The following is a 20,478-nucleotide window of genomic DNA, read 5'->3' as shown; positions in this document are numbered from 1 at the left end:
CTTTATCTTTTCTTTCTTCCCTCTTCTTTCTTCATTTTTCTGCCCTATTGTTGCCTTTTTGTGCAATTTCTTTGCCTAAGACTTCCACTGCTTTAGCAAATTGGGGGTCTTGTAGAGTGCCGACTTTTTCACGTTCGCCGAGCCAAAGCTTCTGTCGTTGGTCGTCCGACAAATTTACCACAATATCAGGGTGAATTCCAGCCTTATTGATATCTTTTCCACTGGGGGTAAAGTATTTGGCAATTGTGACTGCGATTCCTGAACCATCATCTAACGGGCGCACTGATTGCACTAAGCCTTTGCCAAATGTTTGACTACCGACTAAAACAGCACGCTTGTTATCCTGCAAAGCGCCTGAGAGGATTTCACTGGCACTTGCTGAACCTTTATCTACTAATATCACCAGCGGCTTATTAGTCAAAGCACGTCCATTTGCTATTTCCCGTTCCACCTCTCCTTGACGGTCTTTGGTGGAGACTATCGTACCGTTATTCATCCACATCCGGGCAATTTCCACGCTTGAGAAGAGTAAGCCACCCGGATTATTACGCAGATCCAGGACATAACCAGCGACCTGCTTACTTTCTAAATTTCTCACAGCTTGTTGCACTTCCTTGGCAGCGTTGGCGCTGAACTGCTTCAAACGAATGTAGCCAATGTTGCCCGCTGGAGTTTGCTTTTGAGAATAGTCAACTGGATGAATTTCAATCTTCGCACGTGTAATTTTGAATTCTTTTTGCTGACCGCTCCGCAAAATTGTCAAGTTGACAAACGTTCCTGGTTCACCTCGGATCAAGGCTACTGCCTGATTGGTATCCATGCCCTCCGTGCTTTTTCCGTTGATTTTGGTTATAATATCCTTTGCTAGGAGACCAGCTTTCGCGGCAGGTGTATCCTCAATTGGAGCAATAACAGTCAGCTTTTTCGTTTTCTCATCTAGACCCATCTGGATACCAATCCCGGAAAGTTCTCCAGAGGTATCAACTTGCAGACTTTTGAACTCCTCTGGGTCCATAAAACGGGTATAGGGGTCATCTAGCTTCTTCAGCATCTCCCGTATGGACTTGTAGGCTTCCTGTTTGTTGGTGTAAGACTTGTTCAGGTACTGTTGACGAACAGCGAGCCAGTCTACCTTATTGAAAGTACCATCTACATATTGGCGGTTAATAATTTGCCAAACTTCATCTACTAATTCCTTAGGACTTTCTTTAAATAAAGCCTGTCCTTTTGAGTGAGTGCCTATGCTGATGGTGACTGCGATTGTTGTTAGTGTCACCGCTGTAGCACCCAAAACAAGCCCACTTCTTGTAATCACCATAATTACTAGCTGTGCCAGACGGAAAATTTTATAGTCAGTATGCCCAATCTAACACAGGGTTTTACTGTACAGACTGAGCATTATTTTTTATTTCATGAAAACGCTTTGTGATCCGGTCACATTAAGTAATCTTCGGTACAAAACTTGTCGAAAACTTTATGGATCTACCCAACGTCCATCTGCCTTAATTAAGTTGATCAACTCTTCTACTCCTTTTTCTTCTGGAACTTTTTTAATTTCTTCTCTCCCTCGATACAAAGAAATATATCCAGGAGTTTTACCAACATAACCGTAGTCGGCATCAGCCATTTCTCCGGGTCCATTGACAATGCAACCCATAACTGCTATGTCGAGTCCGGTCAGATGTTTAGTAGCTTCGCGGACTTTGTGCAGGACTTCTTCTAGGTTAAACAATGTACGTCCGCAGGAAGGACAGGCAACGTACTCCACCATTGTTTTCCGCAGTCCCAAAGCTTGCAGAATACTGTAGCATACGGGAATTTCTTTTTCTGGGGATTCCGTCAACGATACGCGAATTGTATCGCCAATCCCATCAGCTAAGAGAGTGGCAATACCAGCAGTGGATTTAATCCGTCCGTACTCGCCATCACCTGCTTCGGTCACACCCAAGTGCAGGGGATAATCCATACCCAGTGCATCCATCTGCTGTGCCATGAGGCGATAGGCGGCTATCATCACCGGCACCCGTGAGGCTTTCATCGAAATGACCAAGTTGTGGTAATCCAAGGATTCACAAATGCGAATGAATTCTATTGCCGATTGCACCATGCCTTCTGGAGTGTCTCCATAGGTAAATAGCATCCTTTCAGCAAGGGAGCCATGATTTACGCCGATTCGCATAGCTTTGCCTTGGTCGCGCAGGGAAATCACCAATGGTGCTAATGTTTCGCGGATTTTTTCGCCGATTTCGTCAAATTCGGTTTGGGTGTATTCATTTCTATTGGAGTTGGGTTTTTCAAACACATACAACCCCGGATTAATCCGTACTTTCTCTATGTGTTTGGCGACTTCCAAAGCGATTTTCATGCCATTGTGATGCACATCGGCAACAATTGGCACGTCCTGGTAGGTTTTGATTAATTTTTGTTTAATCTCTGCCAAGGCTTTGGCATGAACCATACTAGGTACGGTAACGCGGACGATTTCGCAGCCAATTTCATGAAGACGACGAATCGCTGCTACGGAACCATCAATGTCCAAGGTGTCTTCGTTAATCATGGACTGCACTACCACAGGGTAGCCACCCCCAATCGAGACATCGCCAACTTTGACTGGACGGGTTTTGCGCCGTTTGATAGTCGTGTCAAAGGTGGGTTGAGTATTTACTGTATTGGAATTTGTAAGTGTAGGCAGGGTTTGCATAACCTGTTAGGTAAATTTTTTGTAGCAAATGAATCAAATTGGGAACGCTCTGTTTCCCAGAGTGCCACAGGTTGTGCAAATTTGAGTAATGAAGTTAGAAAAAAAGAGCAGGAAAAAAGGGAGAGGGTGAGTGGGGAAGAGGGTGAGCGGATAAACAGGTAAAAATGACTGATGAATCATCCAAAATTCAAAATCTCAAATTACTCTAAATGATTGACTATTGACAACGCATCAGGCTTTACGTAGACGTTTACTGCTATTTTAAGCTAAAGTTGTAATGAGTTCATTTTACATTAGAGTGTGGGAAAGCCAAGGTTAACCAGCACAAAAACTCCTCACCCTTATGTGTGACTGCCGCAACAATCAAAAGCAAAAACACAGATGAAGCTGAATGTGCAGGGTGTAAAACCTTTGGATATATAAAATACAAATCAACATTCAAAAGGGAAATTAGCCCATAAATTAACATAACAATCTATAAAAATATGCAAAAACAAACAATATCTACAAAACCAATTCGTTCACTTGAAGATGCTCTAGAGCAGTGTCAGACACTGGGTATGCGCCTTAGTCGTCAGCGTCGCTTTATTCTAGAACTGCTTTGGGAAGCAAGAGAGCATCTTTCTGCCAGAGAGATTTACGATCGCCTCAACCAGCAAGGCAAAGCGATCGGACATACCTCTGTTTATCAAAATTTAGAAGCACTATCCACTCACGGCATCATTGAATGTATTGAGCGCTGTGATGGACGTTTATATGGCAATATCAGTGATTCCCACAGTCATGTTAATTGTTTGGATACAAATCAAATCATGGATGTTCACATAGAACTACCTGAAGAATTTATTCGCCAAGTTGAAGAACAAACAGGGGTACGGATTACTGACTACAGTATTAACTTTTACGGATACCGTAATTCACAAGAAAGCAAATGATGGTTGTTATGAGTTGCGTTTAAATGCAACCACCAATCTATAACCCATTACCATTTTCGCCACAGTTACTGCTTACCACTGTTTCATCACATCATTGGCTAAGGCTTTTGACTTCCATGTCCCGAACAATATGGAATGGCAAGCTTGCTATATCTCAAGAGCGAAAACTCTCTTATTTTATCTAGGCTATTTCAATATAGTGTTCTGCTGAGGGAGGCCGAATACTCAAACTCATTCAATTCAAGAGTGAATGCTCGCCCATGGCAATTAATATCAATTAATCTGTCTATCAAAACAGGTCACAATAGGGAACGAAGCTAAGTTGTAAAGCTTGCTTCTTACCAAAAAAACAACGCCTGCGTTTTTAAGCGGATTATGAGCGATCGCCCTCTGAAACTATTGTTAATAGACCAGGACTCCATCTTCCGGCTAGGGCTACGAGTGGCTTTGGAAGAATTCTCTAACTTGCAAGTGGTCTCAGAGGCTCAAACAGATACTGCTGCATTGCAAATTTTAGCAGAACTTGCACAAGAAGACCCTAACCGAGTGAATTTGGTGGTTTTGGAATTAGGGAATGGTCGCTCCCTCTCCAGCCAGCAGCTAGGTTTACAACTGTGTCGCCATTTGAAAACCCAGTACCCCAACCTGCCATTATTGCTCTTGAGTTCTGTCCAAGAACAAGGGCTGCTTTTAGCAGCAAGAGCCGCTGGGGTAAATGGTTACTGTCCCAAAGGGACTCCTGTTTCCGAATTAGTCACCGCCATGCACCTGGTGGTAGCAGGTGGCTCATTTTGGGATAGGGTGGGACAAGACGAAATGGCAACGCGCAGACACGAAGACGAGGTGGTGAATGCCATTGAAAATTTCTCTGTGTCTTCTCGGCTGCCTTTCTCTAAACTGCGGAATCATCTGCGCTTATCAGGAATTGCTTACATTGACGCTACCTTGTCTCAGGTAACAGCACAATTGCAAGTCCCCGGATTGCCCTTGTTAGATCGGGCAGTCTTAGCTGGGCAAAGACGAGAATTGCTAGCAGCTCGTTGGCTTCTGAGTCAATTATTCGCTTCATCATTGGAAAGGCGAGAGGTAGAGCCGCGTTTACGTAGCGTTGCTAACGCGAATCATTTCGCGTCTGTACAGGGGCAGCCTCCCACAAATCCCACCCTTAGTCGTTCTATTTCCAAATCTGACTCACCCAACAAGCAAAATACCCCCTCTCTACTAAGTCCGCGTTCACTTCAAGCAGCGTTATTTGCTTCTTGCATTAGCAAACTTCAGTTTCCTTTAAAAAATTTAACAAATATCCCTTTAGAAATTGATATTTTACGTTCTGATAAAAAACGAGATTTACTTTATCTTATTCTGCAAAAAATTGCTGATGCACTAGATGAAATGCGAGCTTCTCTAGTAAAAATAAATCAATTATATGAATTAAAAAATACTGTATTACTTGATGTATGGCAAGCAGCAACTACAGACTTTTTCGGTAAATTTTCTAGGGTACGAGTAGGCACTAACAATTTAGAAATTGTCACTTTGTTGCTGCAAAATCCTATTGTTGTGCAAACAGAGATTCTTCAGAGGATTCCTTTGGTTGAGGAGTTATTTTCTTATCTGTTGTTTCAAACAGATTTGCAGATTGATAATGCCTCATATCCAGCAGGTCGTTCGGAAGCAAAGGAGCATGCAGAAATGCTTCTAGAGAATTTGTTGATTCAGGTAGCAAATGCTGTGGTACAGCCGCTACTCAACTCTTTAGCAGATGTAGAAGAAATTAAGCAAAGTTTTTATGACCGTCAGTTGATTTCTACGCGGGAAATTGAACGTTTTAGAAATAATTTGTCATGGAGATATCGTCTTAGGAATTATGTCAATGAACCTAAGGAAATTTTTGAAAGCCGCTATGAGCTATTTGTATTTGCACCTCGCGGTCTTGCCACAATTTCAATTTATGCACCGCGTGGACAAGAATTAGCCCAACTTTCTGGTATTGGACTAGTTGTGACCTTGACTCTAGAATTTCGTGATGCAATTGCCCCTCGTCTACAATCGCTATTATCCTTCTTGGGGAGTGGTGTTGTCTTTGTTCTCACGCAAGTCATTGGTCGCGGTCTAGGTTTAATTGGTCGTGGTATTCTTCAAGGTATTGGCAGTGTTTCTTTAACGGAAAGAAAGAATAGAAAGTTATGATTTTGGGTAAGAATACATCCGTCAGAATGTGCCCTCCGGGCACGCTGCGCGTTAACGCAGTTCCTCCGTAGGAGGCACAGGAGTCAGAAGATTTTAAGTGAACTGTATTGTCTTCTAAATTCTGACTTCTGAGAGGCTATTTATAAAGTAAATCTAAAGAGTAAGAGCTTATTCCCCAACCTAAGCAAATGCGGTTTCTTGAGAGAGCGATCAGTCGTCAAGTGGCAGGATACCCTATTTAAATTCTCGGTTTTCTTGAAAATACGGTACACCTAAAGCTGCTGGAGGGGTTGATTTACTTTTCTTACTAACTAGGGCTAGGAGTGCGATCGCATAGGGTAACATCACCAAAAACTGATAAGGTACATTTACACCTAATGCCTGAATTCGTAACTGTAACGCTTCGGTTGCACCAAATAACAAGCAGGCGAAAGCACTACCTACAGGATGCCACTTCCCAAAAATTAAAGCTGCGATCGCGATAAATCCTTTCCCAGCACTCATACCCTCAGCAAAATATCTCACCTGCACTAGGCTTAAATAAGCACCTCCTAAACTAGCAAGACATCCACCGAACACTACAGCCAGATAGCGCACACGTTGCACAGAAATCCCAGTTGTTTCCGCAGCCTTGGGATATTCTCCTACCGCGCGCAAAGTTAAACCAAAGCTGGTATTAAATAAAATATATGTACTCAATATCACTAAAATAAAAATCAAATATACAAAAATATTTTGCTGAAATAGTAAAGTACCTAATAAAGGAAGATTGGCAAACCCAGGAATAATGATTGGCTCAATTCCCACAAGACGTTGAGTACTACTATGAAATACCAGCCGCCCTAAAAAAGATGTTAACCCAGCTGCCACAAGATTAATTGCCAGCCCAGACACTAACTGATCAACGTATAAAGTCACACATAAAAATGCATGAATTAACCCTACTATTCCGCCAAAAATAAGTGCTACCATTACACCAACCCAAGGGTTATTAGTGTAAAAAGTGATGACTGCACTAGTAAAAGCACCAGTAAGTAACATTCCTTCTAGGGCGATATTCAACACTCCCGAACGTTCTGAGTACAGTCCCCCCAACGCAGCAAATGCCAAAGGTACGGCAAGACGGAGACTAGCAACGAGGTAGTCTGAAAAAAAGTCAATTGTCATTAGTAATGATGTTGATTGTTAGTAGTTCATAGGGTACACAGTTGTGCGCCCGTAAAGTAGTTATTCTGAGATTATCGGTTCTCACCAGTCACTCCTATTCAAACTACGTATTATCCAGTTTGAACTCAAATGTCAACTTATGAACCATTGTTGAGAAAACATCCAAGGTTGGTGATGCCGCTCGCAATTATAAGAAATTAATACTTTTCGCTTCACATTACAACTAATGCTCTTTCGTGGAATACCGCATTACTTATAAGTTGAAACGATAAGAAGAATCTTTTTACTTTGATTGCGAAATTTAGAACAGAAACCGTGTAGTTATCAGCAGATAGGATGCCACTGTCTAGCTGCATAAGTCAACTTTGATTTCACCTATAAAAATATGTGGAAGAGTTCTTTTGACCTCTTCTGCTATACAGACTCTGTTTTTTTTGTCAATGCGTTAGTACTAGCTAGTAAATTTTCCACGAAGCAATAAAAACCGTGAAAAAAATATTGATATTATCAGCCAATCCTAAGGACACAAACAAACTGCGCCTAGATGAAGAGGTGCGGAAAATTCAAGCGGCGCTGAAACGAGCCAACAATCGCGAGCAATTTGAAATCGTCACTGAGTGGGCGGTACAAGTTGATGACCTGCGCCGTGCGCTGTTAGACCACCAGCCAACAATTGTTCATTTTTCCGGACATGGCTCAGGAGGTAATGGATTAGCTCTTGAGAATAGCTCTGGACAAATGCAACTGGTGAGTACACAATCTCTGGCAAGGCTATTTAAGTTGTTTCAGAATAAGGTTGAATGTGTTTTACTCAATGCCTGCTATTCAGAAGCTCAAGCTGAAGCGATTCACCAGCATATTGATTATGTCATTGGCATGAATCGGGCAATTGGGGATATGGCTGCCATTAAGTTTGCTGTTGGATTCTATGACGCGATGGGTGCTGGGAGACCTTATGAGGATTGTTTTGAAGTAGGCTGTGCTTCTATTGATCTAGAGGGAATTCCAGAGTCAGAAACTCCAGTACTTAAAGCAAGGCAACGTCAGCAATTTTCCTCGAATGAAGATAAGAGTATCGTTCCTGAACAGGTAGATATGAAAACAAACCCACAAACTATGAATTTTCATGGTGATGTCAAGGGTTTTGTGCAGTACAACTCTGGAACTGTTAATCAGAACATTACTTGAAAATTGGAGGAAATAAGTTATGTCTGAAGCTAGTTTGCCAAATAATCTTCAGTTTTTTGGTGAAGTTAAGGGTTGGGTTCATGAAAATAGAGGAGTTGTCAATCAAAACATTATTGTTGAAGTATCTAATCTTCTTGGGTGGAGGACATCAGAGGCAGCCAAAAAATTTACTCAACATGAGTATGAACAGAAAAAGGTCTTGCTTTATAAGGTTAAAAATTATTGGGTTAAAGGCATCTTAGAAAATTCATTACACACCAAAGTAATGATTGAACTTGGTGTAAAAGAAGAATCAGATGCAGTCAAGGACATCTTTACTGGGCTAAAAGAGCGGTCTGGTCAGTCAAATCGACTACCAACAGGTGCAGGTGTGACTGATATCTTTAATCAGATGGGAGAGGGGCGAACCCTGTTAATTCTTGGAGACCCAGGATCGGGTAAAACAATAACCCTTCTAAAGCTGGCAGAGAGCTTGATTGCTCGTACCGAACTAGACATGAGCCGAACGATTCCAGTAGTGTTCACTTTATCTTCATGGGTGAATAAACGGCAAAAAATATCAGACTGGCTGGTTCAAGAACTCTGGAATAGATATCAAGTTCCAAAGAGTCGTGGAAAAGACTGGGTGAAACAGGAAAAAATACTACCGTTGCTAGATGGTCTGGATGAGGTCAAGCCGGAACTTAGGGAAGCTTGCGTTGAAGCTATCAACCAATTCATGCAAAAGCACGGACATACTGAGATTGCCGTAACTAGTCGTATCAAAGACTACGAAGCTCTCTCTTCCCAGTTGCAATTGCAAGGTGCAATCCGCATCCTACCTTTAAGCAATGACCAGATTAAGCAATATTTGGATAAAGCTGGTGGGGAACTGGAAGCTGTCAAAACTCTACTTCAGACAGATACCAAATTGTACGAGTTAGCTGAGTCACCCTTAACCCTCAGTGTGATAACACTGGCTTATAAAGGCAAGAAGATTGCAGAACTGCCTCAGACAGGTTCGGTAGAAGAACGTCGTCAACACCTGTTCAATACTTATATTGAGCGGAGGTTCCAGCGCAAAAATCACAAATATCCCAAAGAACAGGTGATGCGATGGCTGAGTTGGCTAGCTTTTAAAATGTCTCAAGCGTCTCAAACGGTTTTTCTAATTGAGCAAATGCAGCCTAACTGGTTGGAAACAACAACTGAAAAAAGACACTATCAATATGGAAGTATGTTGCTTGGGGGACTGACTATCTTACTGATGTTGTGGCCCATTTACGCTTGGGACCCGCTTTATCAGTTAGGTTGGCAGGCAGTAGAACATCAGAAAGGGGGACTGATGAATGCGTTGAGGTGGGGAATAGTTTTAGCACCAATTTTCGGATGGGGTGCAGCAGAAATCAAAACATATGAAACCCTGACATGGCCTTGGAAAAAAACATGGAATAACTTGCTTGCAGGATTAATTACTGGGCTGAAGTGGGGACTGATTTTTGCACTTAGTTTAGCTTCGATTGGTGGTCTGTGGATTGGTCTGACAAGGTGGCAAGCTTACGGAGGAGCAATATCAGGAATAGAATGGGGGATAGAATACGGGCTGAAGTGGGGGCTGAGTTTGGGTCTGTGTTTGGGTCTAATTGATGCCCTTAGAGGCTCTGAAATAGAAACAAAAACTATTCCCAACCAGGGTATTTGGAAATCCGCTAGCAATGCCGGAATTACTGGGTTAATTAGTTGGCTAATTTTGGTTCCGATTTATTTGTTTAATTCGCAGCTAATTTCTAATATTTACTGGGGACTAATTAGGGGGTTAGGAGATTGGTCAAAAAGCACGCCGATTGATATAGTTACTCCTGCCTTAAGATGGGGACTGCTTTTAGGATTAATCTTTGGTGGTGGCACTGCCTGCATCAGACATTTTACCTTGCGTTTCATCCTTCATCGTAATAATTACATTCCCCAGAATTATGCCCACTTCCTCAACTATGCTAGCGAACTCGTTTTCCTGCAAAAAGTTGGCGGCGGCTATATCTTTATTCATCGTATGTTGCTGGAACATTTCGCTCAGATTTACAGGAATAATACACCAAATGAAATACGTTCAAGCAATGGCGAATATGGCGAGAATCAACCTCTAACTCCAGTTCAAAATCATATTTTCTGTACTACTTGCGGCCAAAAAAATCCAGGTAATTCTAATTTCTGTTTTAAATGTGGGAAGCAATTAATTAAATAAAGTCAGTAAATCGGCGAGAAAAAACTAAACTATGTAACGAAAAGAGAAATCTCTGTTTCATCTCGTAGTAGAACTGTCTTTGCCAAAGCGCTACTACAAACCAGTGACGATTATTTACACCGACTTACTTATATACCAATTCTCTGTCAAAGGCGATCGCTAATTGTAGTTTCTGTAGTGTTAGCGGGTTGAGAATTGCTATCGTTATAGTATTTTTTAAGAGTTTCTTGGACAGTATTGCGATAATGAGTTAATGTATCCATTGTACGATTTGCTCCTGTTGGGTGTCTACGATCATTAATTGCAGATTATTTTGGCGGTTTCCGCATTCCCATTACCCATCCCCAATTCCCCGTCTTTCTACCGCTAGACTAATGGCAATAAATAAAACAGTTAAACCTTGAATAGCATAAACCACAGTTACTGGTACACCTGCACTACGCTGCATGACATTCGCACCACTACGCAATGTAGCAAAGAACAGAGAAGTCAACACTACACCGAAAACATTACCGCGACTAAGGAAAGCGATCGCGATCGCATCAAATCCGTAACCAGGAGAAACTTGTTCAAACAAGCGATATTTCAACCCCATCACCTCAGCAGCACCAGCTAATCCAGCTAAACCACCCGCCAACGCCATCACCAACATAGTCGTACGTTCAACAGAAATACCTGAGTAACGGGAAGCGACGGGGTTAAATCCCACAGCGGTTATTTGATAACCCAAAGGCGATCGCACCAACAACACCCACAAAATCCCCGCCGCAATTAAAGCTACCAAAATACCTGCATGAGCGAGACTGCCCGGTAAAATAATAGGTAACTGGGCAGACTTCGCAATCAATGGTGAATAAGGACTCGGTGCATTTGGTGCTTTGAGTGGATTCTGAACCAAGTAACTCACCAAATTAACTGCAATGTAATTTAGCAGCAACGTCGTGATGACTTCATTCACTTTGCGTACAGCTTTCAAATAACCCGGAACCCAACCCCAAGCCGCACCAAATAGAAATCCAGCTAACAACGCCAACGCTACGTGAATTATTCCTGGTAATCCTTGCACGTACAAACCAACTAAAGTACTTCCCAAAGCACCCAGATAAATTTGTCCTTCCCCACCGATATTAAATTGACCAGCACGCAGGGCAACCAACACGCCTAAACTAGTTAACAATAGAGGTGACATCTTGGTAAGCGTGTTGCCAAATCCGAAATATGTAGAAAGAGATTCTTGGAATAACGCAGTGTATGCAGTGATCGGGTTAGCACCAGCCAAGAGGATAAGAATTGCACCGATGAGTAAGGCAGATGCGATCGCTATCAAGGGTGAAACAATAGACATCTCCGGAAAATAAATAATTCCTGGTAAAATCATATACAAATGTATTTTTACCAAACTATTGTGGGTTCTCTATTTGAGCATATTCAACATCATCCTCTAGATGCACAGCGTTTAATTGGTCTCAAGTATGAGCAATTAGAGCAACTTTTAGAACAAGCGAGAGAGGTGCATAACCAAAAACAAGTATCATCTGAGTCTAAAAAGGTAAGAATTATTGCGGGTGGAGGAGGTCGCAGACCTAAACTGTCGTTGGAAGAGCAAATAATTTTAACTTTGACATATCTCAGACATTTAACAACATTTCAATTGCTGGGCATCCAATTTGGGGTAAGTGAGACAACTGCAAACGATACATTCAATTATTGGTTTCCAATTCTAGGAGAATTATTACCACCAAGCCTACTTGAGCAGGTAAAAAAAAACTCAAGTGACTACCAAGTTGTTCAAGAAATTTTAACCGAGTTTGAGCTAATAGTAGATAGCTATGAACAGCCAAGAGAGCGACCTGGGGAATATGAAGAGCAAAAAGAATATTACTCTGGCAAAAAGAAAAACCATACTATGAAAAATCAAATTATCGTTTTACCTGAGGGGAAAGATATTATTGATGTAGTAGCAGGAAAACCAGGAACAAAAAGTGACATCAATTTATTTCGGGAACATCAAAAAGGATTTGACCCCAATCAGAGGTTTCATGGTGACAAAGCATACGCAGGAGAAGAATCAATCAAGACCCCAACGAAAAAGCCAAAAAAACAAGAATTAACTCCGGAACAAAAAGAACGAAATAAAGAATTGGCCAAGGAACGAATATTTGTTGAACATTTAATTCGTGTCGTGAAAATATTCCGAGTAGCCCAAGAACGGTTTCGGTTAAATCCTAATAAATATGAACAAATAATTATGACTATTTGTGGACTTGTAAGACTCCGACTTGGAACCTTAGTTTTCTCATCATAAAAGAGCGGAATAATTCTCAAGTACAATTCCTGTACATAGCCACTTATTTTTGCCCTCTTCTTAATAAGAAACATCTCAAACCCTTATTGTTACGTGTTGTCTAGCTCACTTTTGGAATTGGCGATTGCGCGAAGCGCAGTGCCCCTTGGGCAATCGCACGCTAAAAGTCACTTCGGCAAACAATTTGAGTATTTTCGGAGATGTCTAATAGGTTTAAAAATAGAGGTTGTATCAGTAATTCTCACGTAATATCGAAGTTTTAATTCATATCCGGCGTCAATTCATAATGAGTTGAAGTATAAATCATTCAAGTATGAAATGTTAAATTTTCAACCTTGACACTTCACAGTTCATCCTTCACCCTTCTTTTCCCGCCCCCCATCAAAAAACCAATCTCCTCTATTGTCGTCCTCTGTGCATCCAAAATATCTACGAACTCACCTTTGTACATTACGGCAATGCGATCGCTTATTGCCATCACTTCCTCTAATTCAGTAGAAATATACAAAATCGCCGCACCTCGTTCTCTTTCTACCAACAATCGCTGTTGTACTGCTTGTGTCGCCCCCACATCCAGTCCCCGTGTCGGTTGCATCGCCACAATTAACAGTGGTTCCCCTGCTAATTCCCGCGCTAGTACTACCTTTTGTTGATTTCCGCCCGATAATTGACTTGCTTTGACACCAATCCGCGCAGCCCTAATATCAAACTCTTGTATTGCAGATTTAGCATTATGATTGATTGCTTCAGGTTGCAACAGAAAGTGACGACAAAATGGCAACTTCTTAAAAGTCTTCAAAATCAAATTTTGAGCGATACTAAACTGCAACACTAAACCCATTTTTTGTCTATCTTCCGGGATATAGCCAATAATTCTCTCAGCTTTGTTAAACAAGGAATTTGCAAACTCAATTCTCCCTCGCTTAATACTTTTTACTCCTGCTATTGCATCTGCCAATTCTCGCTGTCCATTCCCATCTACGCCAGCAATACCCAGAATTTCGCCTGCTTGCAAATTGAAAGATACATTGTGTACGGCAATCATACCACGCTGATCTGCAACTTCCAATCCTTGCACAGATAATACTAATTTTCCAGGCAACACTGGAGATTTCTCTAGTTGTAAAGAAACCTCACGCCCTACCATAAATTCTGCTAACTCTTGAGGCGTTGTTTGTCGTGTTGTCGTACTTGCTACTATCTGCCCGCGTCGTAACACAGTTACTGTGTCACACAGGTTCATGACTTCTTCTAATTTATGACTAATAAAAATTATTGCGTTGCCATTAGCTGCTAGTTGACGCAAGATACCGAATAAGGACTCTACTTCTGTTGGTGTTAGAACTGCTGTAGGTTCATCAAGAATTAATAACTTAGCTTGGCGGTAGAGGAGTTTGAGAATTTCGACTCGCTGTTGCGTACCTACAGGCAAGTTTCCAACTTTAGCACAGACATCAACATCTAATCGATAACTTTGAGACAAAGCAGCAATTTCTCTTTGTTTTTTACGTAGATCCAAACGCCAATTCTTTTGTGTTCCCAGGATAATATTTTCTGTAACAGTCAACTGTGGTACAAGCATAAAGTGTTGATAAATCATGCCTATACCCATTTGAATCGCTTCATGAGGAGAGGCTATTTTTACTGGTTTTTCTCGTAAGTAAATTTGACCATCATTAGGTTGATAAAGACCACTAATAATATTCATTAAAGTGGTTTTTCCAGCGCCATTTTCGCCTAATATAGCGTGGATTTTACCTGTTTCAAAATTTAAGTTGATGTTATCGTTAGCAAGAAATGATCCAAAACTTTTAGTAATCTTTTCTAAACGTAAGTAAGTCATTTCTCAAAAGTTATTTTTTTCGCAATTATGTCCTGTTTAGTATTCAATACTTTTTGTTTCACAGTTTCAGGAACCATTGCCCCAAATTTTCCTAAAGATAAAATATCGGGTCTTTCCAAACCAATAGAATAAATCTGACCTTTTAATTGCTTTTGTTTAGCAAGTTCTGCCAAATAAGCTATTGCTAAATCCATGCGCTTGACAGCACTAGTTAAAACTGATTTGGGCGCAACTTCTAATTGGTCTTTCGTATTACCAAAAGCATAAACTCCTTTATCACTTGCTGCTTGCAAAACAGATGCTGAAGCATTATCCAACCATTGATAGATAACATCAGCACCAGAAGAAATTAAGGCAAGCGTGGCTTCTTTGCCCTTAGCGACATCATTCCAATCACCAGTGAAGGTAGGCGTAATTTGAATATTTGGCTTAACTGATTTTGCTCCTAATTCCAAACCACGTAATTCTTGCTGAGTGGCTTCAAATTCTTGACCGGCAATATAAGCTAATTTGTTAGATTTTGTGATTGATGCGCCAATAATTCCACACAAATAGCTAGCTTGCATATGATCTATTCGTAAAGCGGCGATATTTTCACCCTTGATAGCGCCATTAACAGCCACAAAAAATGTGTTTGGGAATTGGGGTGCGACTTGTTCAATGGCTGCATCAAATTGTCCACCGTGGGCAAATACCACATTGTAGCCTTTACGAGCAAAATCTAATAATGCTTCTGCTTGATCTGCTTGTGCAACTTGTTCTACATAAGCAGTTTCTGCACCTAGCTTTTGTTTTGCTAACTGTACGCCTTCATAACCAGATTGGTTCCAAGCTTGATCGCTGATCACCCCAGGAAGTGCGATCGCTACTTTGAAATTTTCACTATTAGTTGCTGTTGTGGATGTCGTAGTTTGCTGGTTACTACAAGCTTTGAGTAGAAAAGTTGTGCCAAAGCTAGCTGAACCATATAAGGCTAATAAAAATTCCCGTCTCCCAAAGTTTATCACCATATGTAAATCTTCCGAATTAATTTGATTTTTAGTTAATAAATTTAAAATATATATAGATAGTGTATCAACAAAGTGTAAAATTATAGCTCTTAGCAGATAACAAGATTTTCTTGTAATGATGACTGATAACTGTTGAGGCTCTGAGAATTGATTCGTCAACAAAAGCTTAAGATGCCATTCGCTTGACCATCAAACGAATCAATGAGCCATAAATCATTGCTTCACTTAACTCTGTGTACAACTCATAATCCGTTGACGAGAACGCCGAAATCGATTAAGCCACCCAAATGTCCGTTCCACAATCCATCGTTTCCGCAATCGCTCAAATGTTTTCGAGTTCCTTTGAATTACCTCAACACGAATCTTTAGATTCTCTTTACGAATTAGCTCTGACTCCTGGGTGCTGAATTCTTATGATTTTGGTATCTCTGTGTATCTGAGCTAACTCAAAAACAACTCCTTAATCCCCACACTGCCAATCTCCACTGCAAGTGCTGCTAGTAAAAAACCTAAAAGCTGTGTTATAATAACCTCTCCTTCTACACCAATCCACTTGTCGATACCGTTTGCCAAACGCAAAATCAACCAAGTGACGAACATTGCCCCTACAATACCCACGATGACGCTAATATGTGGGCTGGGAGATTCTGACATCAAGAGCATAACTGTTGTCAGAGTCCCTGGTCCAGCTAGCAGTGGTAAGGCAAGTGGAGTAATTGCAACATCACGCTCTTGATCGATAACAGGCGTATCTAAGTCTCCTTGAAGCATTTGTAAGGCAATTAACAATAGCAGTAGTCCCCCAGCGACTCGCAATGACCCTAAGCTGATATCTAAATAACTTAATATAAATTTACCTGCAAACGCAAAGAGCAAAAGAACTGCGATCGCCACAACTATGGCTTTATCTATAACTCTGCTTCTGCTTTCTGGTTCCATGCCCTTGGTCAGAACCAATAGTATTGGTATGTTCCCCACTGCATCTGCAAGAACAAAGACTGCAATAAAGGTTTTTACGAGAATCGAGATATTCACAACAGATCATAATTATTATTTATTCTAAAAAAATACCCCAAATCCGGTTGAATTTCCTATAACTTAGAGGTGAAACTAAAAGCCAGATGATATGAGTTATGATGGATGCCCTTTCAGCCAAAAAATGAGTGAAATGCTAAAAGGTGAAGGGAGCGATCGCTGCAATATCTGGGTCGGTGTTACCTAACTGACTGGTGCTGAGTATCCATAAAGACGCTCCCTGTTTGAGGAAGATCTGGGTAACAGTATCGCCTGACTTCCGAGGCAGAATGGTTCGCCAACTTACTAAAGCTCTGAAAACCTGTTGTAGAGGACTGTCCGCGAGAGAACTCCCTATGGTTGTCGTCGTGTTTTGCCAGTCAGCCCGTGCGACCCCAAAGGGCAATAGTTGATGTCTGAGAGATGTGCTTAAATTTACCAACTGCTTAAAGCTGGTAGCATATTCGGGATGGCGAAGTAACCAATTTTTAAACTCTGGATTGGTTTTAATCGCATACGGGATATCTGTAGGATTGAATTGAATAGCAACCTGAATGGCTCTAATTGCTGCATAGATTGCCTGGTTAGAATCCTGAGCACAGTTGTTTGCAGGACCGACATAAGTTGCACCCATGCCATCTCCAATGCGGTAACGCGCTGTCATAATTTCCAGTTGGCGCATGATAACTCCCAATGGTAGGCGCTTGACTTCATCAACATCGTAGTCTTGTGTGAGAGCATCTATTTTGATGAGAATATCGCAAACGGGACGAATCCCCAACCAACCAAACTGGCGATCTCCTATATAACGAATCCAAGAAAGCCTACCTGCAATCAGCCCATCACGATTGTGGCAATAAACTTGGTGATACTCAATCTCAAAGCGTAACTCACCTGTTAGGGGTTCGCGCACCACCACAGCTACTCCGTAGGCGAAATGACCAAAATAGATAGGGGCTTTCGCTGCGGCTTCTCGTTTTTTACCGCCAATACCGCCATAGACGTGTACAACCAAGGCACAGTCCCCTTCACGCCAAGGGGACATTGCTTGCTGGATATCCATGCTTTTACGACTCAAAAGAACAGATTGTATTTGTCCTTTATGCGTGGTAATATTCTCCCAGGAGCGTTTTCTGAGATATTCACGCGCTGCTTTCCTGCCAACAATCACCTCTTGGGGTTGAACTCGTAACAAAGCACGCGGGGCTAGCGCCTGCACAACAAATATCCCAGAAGCATTTTTTGCACCGTAAATATACCAACCTGTGTCATTCAGGGGAGACTTTTCAATATCGCGGTTGGTTGAGGGGTAAAAGCCTTCATGAAAAGGAATTACCTCAGGCAAAAGCACGACTTCCTCAACAGAGTCAAACTGACGGGAATCGCGATTGAAATGTACGACCCGGAATTGTTCGCTTCTTGGTTGGATGGGCTGCAAAAACTTCACTAATCCATAAAAGCGACCAGAAGTTTGAACAGGTTCACTGGTAACGTAAAGGGTGACAGTTTCTCCATTCTGTTCAACCGCAACTGGCTCGCGCAGTATCACAACAATATCATCATCGGGTCTTGAACCAGCCAGCGACTCCAATGGAGTCACCTGACGCCAATGATTGATGCGAATTGGAACAATTTTCCCCTGTGTGTAGTTGTATAGTGCTTCCGCATTGAAGTGAACATCCTTTTTGGTTGACTGAACTGATATTTTTGATTCGGGGTCGTCAATCCATTTCAAATACACAACCTTTCCCACCAAATGTTTGTGTTTAGCATCTGCGTGATGCACTTCAAACAGAACACCTAATTGACGTTGCTCTTTTGGTGGCAAAATCAAGCGTCCCATCCAAGAGGCGATTGGTCGATAAAGTTGTGCGTTGACCGACTGGTTTAAAGGATAGTATTCTGGTCGATTAAACGCCGCTTGCTGATACCGTTCGTAATTGCTAATTTTCTTTTTAACGAGTTCTTGATTGTAGGGATACTCCTCTAGCAAAATTTTTGACATGATGTCAACCGTTTGGCGCAGATAGCTGCAACCATCTTTTAAGAATTTGTTGGCATCTAAAGGACCCCCAGCACCCATATGACCCACTGGACCAAGTGAAACAAAACTAATTTTGCCCATGCGTTTGGCACGGTTCCAGTAGGATAAGAACAAGAGCTTCCACCGCTTTGGAAACAAAATTGGACCCAAGCGCTCAACGAGGTCTTTGTTACCAACAAGATGGTAGAGATGGTCTACCAACAATGCATTGTTATTGCCGCTGATGACACCAGCTAAAGAAATAACCTCAATAGGTGCGTCTGATAATGCTTGCTTGAGATAAGAAAGCGCTCCCATAGCTATCTGTCCACCACCGCTGAAACCAATCAGTGTCACTGGGACTGCGCTACCAGGTTTGTAACCGTAGTGAACAAGGCTATTGTACATGACCTGCGCCGTCCCCTGGTTATAGATGGGTCCGAAGCGTTGGTCAGCGGAAACCGCAACAACAAGCAGATTGCGAATATTGATCGTCAAGGCAAGCAAAACACCGACTATACCGCCAGTGTTGGATTGACTGAGTCGTTCGGCAAAGCGCCAAAAAGACGAGAGTATCCCCTTTTCTGTGAGTGGTTGATTGAGGACAGAGTAGGGTATGAGTCCTCTAATGATCACGATATTATCTGGCAAAACTGCCGCTAACTCACTCAAAAACTTCTCACCATCTGGGAAGTACTTGGATGAAGCTTGACCGATGCCATCAAGGTAAATGACATAACGGACAACATCCGTTTGCGGTGGAATAGCTTCCTCTAATATTCCTGGGTCGATCTCAGTGTTAATTTTATCACCATACCACCCAGCCCACCATCCCAAAGCTTCGAGGGGAACCAGGAGTCCGGCGAAGAGGATGGCAATAAAACTAATCTGTAATAAATCAACTATGAGCTTCAACGCACTTCCCAAAGTGTTGTACCAACCTAACCATAAATGGCTCAGTTGCGGGAAGAGGAGAGTACAAAGTAGGGCAATGAAAACAATTCCTAAAAATATACTCACTCGCTTCACATTCATACTTTGCGATTATCTCCTCTATCGCCAGCGTTAGTTTGGTTATCCCTACGTAACATCTGCGGTCCTGCTTGCAGAAGTTGTTCCAGTCCTTGCATATCTGTGACCAACCGTGTCCCTGCGACTGTATTAGACAGCCACTTGCCAAGTATTGCAACTGGGCGTCCAATGCTGCGCTGCACAATCTGAAAGACAACCCATCCCAGCACGCCGCACCAAAGCGCTTGCCAAACACTAAGACCAAAGGCGACGCGCAAACCCATCACCAATCCTAACAGTGTCCAAATAGAAAGCAAGACTTGAATGGGCACACCCAAATAAGGCAATGCGACTAAAAAACTAAACATCAGCGGTGCATAGGCAAATCCCAGTGTGGACCACACGATGCCATACGGGATATTAGCATTGAATAGTATGACGCTCACCAACCATGTACTCAAGCCCCAAAACCCAATGGTGAATGCAAATAACATAGACGCTATGAACAGGCTGAGGATAAAGCGAAGTGGTTTAACGCGGTTGACAAATAGCACCAGCCCCTGACCGACAGCCTGAGAAAATCCAGCAATGAGTACAATGTATAAAGCTGCTATTGAACTTTGCGGTAGGGTTTGAATCAGCTTAAACGCTTCCGGGTTCAAGGCGATCGCTCCGAAGACAAGCTCCCAAAATCTGTCAAGGGCGGTCTGTGTCATGGCAAATGGGATGAAAAAGCTTATAACTGTTCTAGTTGTACTACTGTATTTGAATTTACTTTAGAATTTTGAAGAAAAGTTGCAATATCTGACATCTCAGGTGAAAGTAACACTTGGGGAGTAAGCCTCTCTCCTTATAGGAGAGAGGTCAAGA

14 protein-coding genes and 1 pseudogene are annotated in these 20,478 nt (G+C 42.0%); 5 read left to right on the top strand and 10 right to left on the bottom strand.

Annotation, left to right across the window (positions count from 1 at the left end; genetic code table 11):
- Nucleotides 1–31: 31 nt before the first annotated feature.
- Nucleotides 32–1,318: a carboxyl-terminal processing protease CtpC gene (gene ctpC, locus MAS10914_RS0103175; protein WP_017314451.1), complete on the bottom strand. Its 1,287-nt coding sequence runs from the start codon at nt 1,316–1,318 to the stop codon at nt 32–34.
- A 156-nt stretch (nt 1,319–1,474) separates the two neighbouring features.
- On the bottom strand, nt 1,475–2,701 hold the full coding sequence (ispG, locus tag MAS10914_RS0103170) for a (E)-4-hydroxy-3-methylbut-2-enyl-diphosphate synthase (protein WP_017314450.1): 1,227 nt from the start codon (nt 2,699–2,701) through the stop codon (nt 1,475–1,477).
- Nucleotides 2,702–3,186: 485 nt separating this feature from the next.
- Here ispG and MAS10914_RS0103160 point away from each other — a divergent pair, with 485 nt between their 5' ends.
- Together MAS10914_RS0103160 and MAS10914_RS0103155 are read left to right on the top strand one after the other, a co-directional pair.
- Entirely contained in the window at nt 3,187–3,636 is a 450-nt protein-coding gene (locus MAS10914_RS0103160) for a Fur family transcriptional regulator (protein ID WP_017314448.1), read from the top strand.
- 375 nt (nt 3,637–4,011) lie between these two features.
- On the top strand, nt 4,012–5,826 hold the full coding sequence (locus MAS10914_RS0103155) for a DUF3685 domain-containing protein (protein WP_017314447.1): 1,815 nt from the start codon (nt 4,012–4,014) through the stop codon (nt 5,824–5,826).
- Between the two features lie 234 nt (nt 5,827–6,060).
- On the opposite strand, the gene MAS10914_RS0103150 is transcribed toward MAS10914_RS0103155, so the two are convergent.
- Entirely contained in the window at nt 6,061–6,993 is a 933-nt protein-coding gene (locus MAS10914_RS0103150) for an ABC transporter permease (protein WP_017314446.1), read from the bottom strand.
- 486 nt (nt 6,994–7,479) lie between these two features.
- Between MAS10914_RS0103150 and MAS10914_RS0103145 the strand changes: the two genes are divergently transcribed.
- Together MAS10914_RS0103145 and MAS10914_RS31965 are read left to right on the top strand one after the other, a co-directional pair.
- Nucleotides 7,480–8,181, top strand: a complete 702-nt coding sequence (locus MAS10914_RS0103145; RefSeq protein WP_017314445.1) for a CHAT domain-containing protein — start codon at nt 7,480–7,482, stop codon at nt 8,179–8,181.
- Between the two features lie 19 nt (nt 8,182–8,200).
- Nucleotides 8,201–10,402: an NACHT domain-containing protein gene (locus tag MAS10914_RS31965; RefSeq protein ID WP_017314444.1), complete on the top strand. Its 2,202-nt coding sequence runs from the start codon at nt 8,201–8,203 to the stop codon at nt 10,400–10,402.
- 334 nt (nt 10,403–10,736) lie between these two features.
- Here MAS10914_RS31965 and MAS10914_RS0103130 read toward each other — a convergent pair whose 3' ends face one another.
- Nucleotides 10,737–11,780, bottom strand: coding sequence for an ABC transporter permease (locus MAS10914_RS0103130; RefSeq protein ID WP_017314442.1), 1,044 nt, complete (start codon nt 11,778–11,780; stop codon nt 10,737–10,739).
- Between the two features lie 6 nt (nt 11,781–11,786).
- Here MAS10914_RS0103130 and MAS10914_RS0103125 point away from each other — a divergent pair, with 6 nt between their 5' ends.
- The gene (locus MAS10914_RS0103125) at nt 11,787–12,707 is read left to right on the top strand and encodes an IS5/IS1182 family transposase (RefSeq protein WP_017314084.1); all 921 of its coding nucleotides are present in this window, start codon (nt 11,787–11,789) and stop codon (nt 12,705–12,707) included.
- 343 nt (nt 12,708–13,050) lie between these two features.
- Here the strand turns inward: MAS10914_RS0103125 and MAS10914_RS0103120 are convergent, their stop codons facing one another.
- From MAS10914_RS0103120 to MAS10914_RS34860, 6 genes and pseudogenes are all read right to left on the bottom strand, one after another.
- The gene (locus MAS10914_RS0103120; protein WP_017314441.1) at nt 13,051–14,550 is read right to left on the bottom strand and encodes an ABC transporter ATP-binding protein; all 1,500 of its coding nucleotides are present in this window, start codon (nt 14,548–14,550) and stop codon (nt 13,051–13,053) included.
- The gene (locus MAS10914_RS0103115; RefSeq protein ID WP_017314440.1) at nt 14,547–15,560 is read right to left on the bottom strand and encodes a BMP family protein; all 1,014 of its coding nucleotides are present in this window, start codon (nt 15,558–15,560) and stop codon (nt 14,547–14,549) included. The genes MAS10914_RS0103120 and MAS10914_RS0103115 overlap by 4 nt, the downstream gene beginning before the upstream one ends.
- A 166-nt stretch (nt 15,561–15,726) precedes the next feature.
- Nucleotides 15,727–15,887, bottom strand: a pseudogene (locus MAS10914_RS33870) (transposase); the annotation flags it as partial.
- A gap of 114 nt (nt 15,888–16,001) precedes the next feature.
- Nucleotides 16,002–16,595 carry a MarC family protein gene (locus MAS10914_RS0103110; protein ID WP_017314439.1) on the bottom strand — a complete coding sequence of 198 codons (594 nt, stop codon included), beginning with the start codon at nt 16,593–16,595 and terminating at the stop codon, nt 16,002–16,004.
- Between the two features lie 136 nt (nt 16,596–16,731).
- The gene (locus MAS10914_RS0103105; RefSeq protein ID WP_017314438.1) at nt 16,732–19,632 is read right to left on the bottom strand and encodes a hypothetical protein; all 2,901 of its coding nucleotides are present in this window, start codon (nt 19,630–19,632) and stop codon (nt 16,732–16,734) included.
- Entirely contained in the window at nt 19,629–20,324 is a 696-nt protein-coding gene (locus tag MAS10914_RS34860; RefSeq protein WP_017314437.1) for a YIP1 family protein, read from the bottom strand. The genes MAS10914_RS0103105 and MAS10914_RS34860 overlap by 4 nt, the downstream gene beginning before the upstream one ends.
- Between the last annotated feature and the right edge of the window lie 154 nt (nt 20,325–20,478).

Source organism: Mastigocladopsis repens PCC 10914 (genome assembly GCF_000315565.1).
Lineage (GTDB): Bacteria > Cyanobacteriota > Cyanobacteriia > Cyanobacteriales > Nostocaceae > Mastigocladopsis > Mastigocladopsis repens.
Note: the sequence above shows the minus strand (reverse complement) of the source record. Positions and strands in the feature narration are given on the sequence as shown.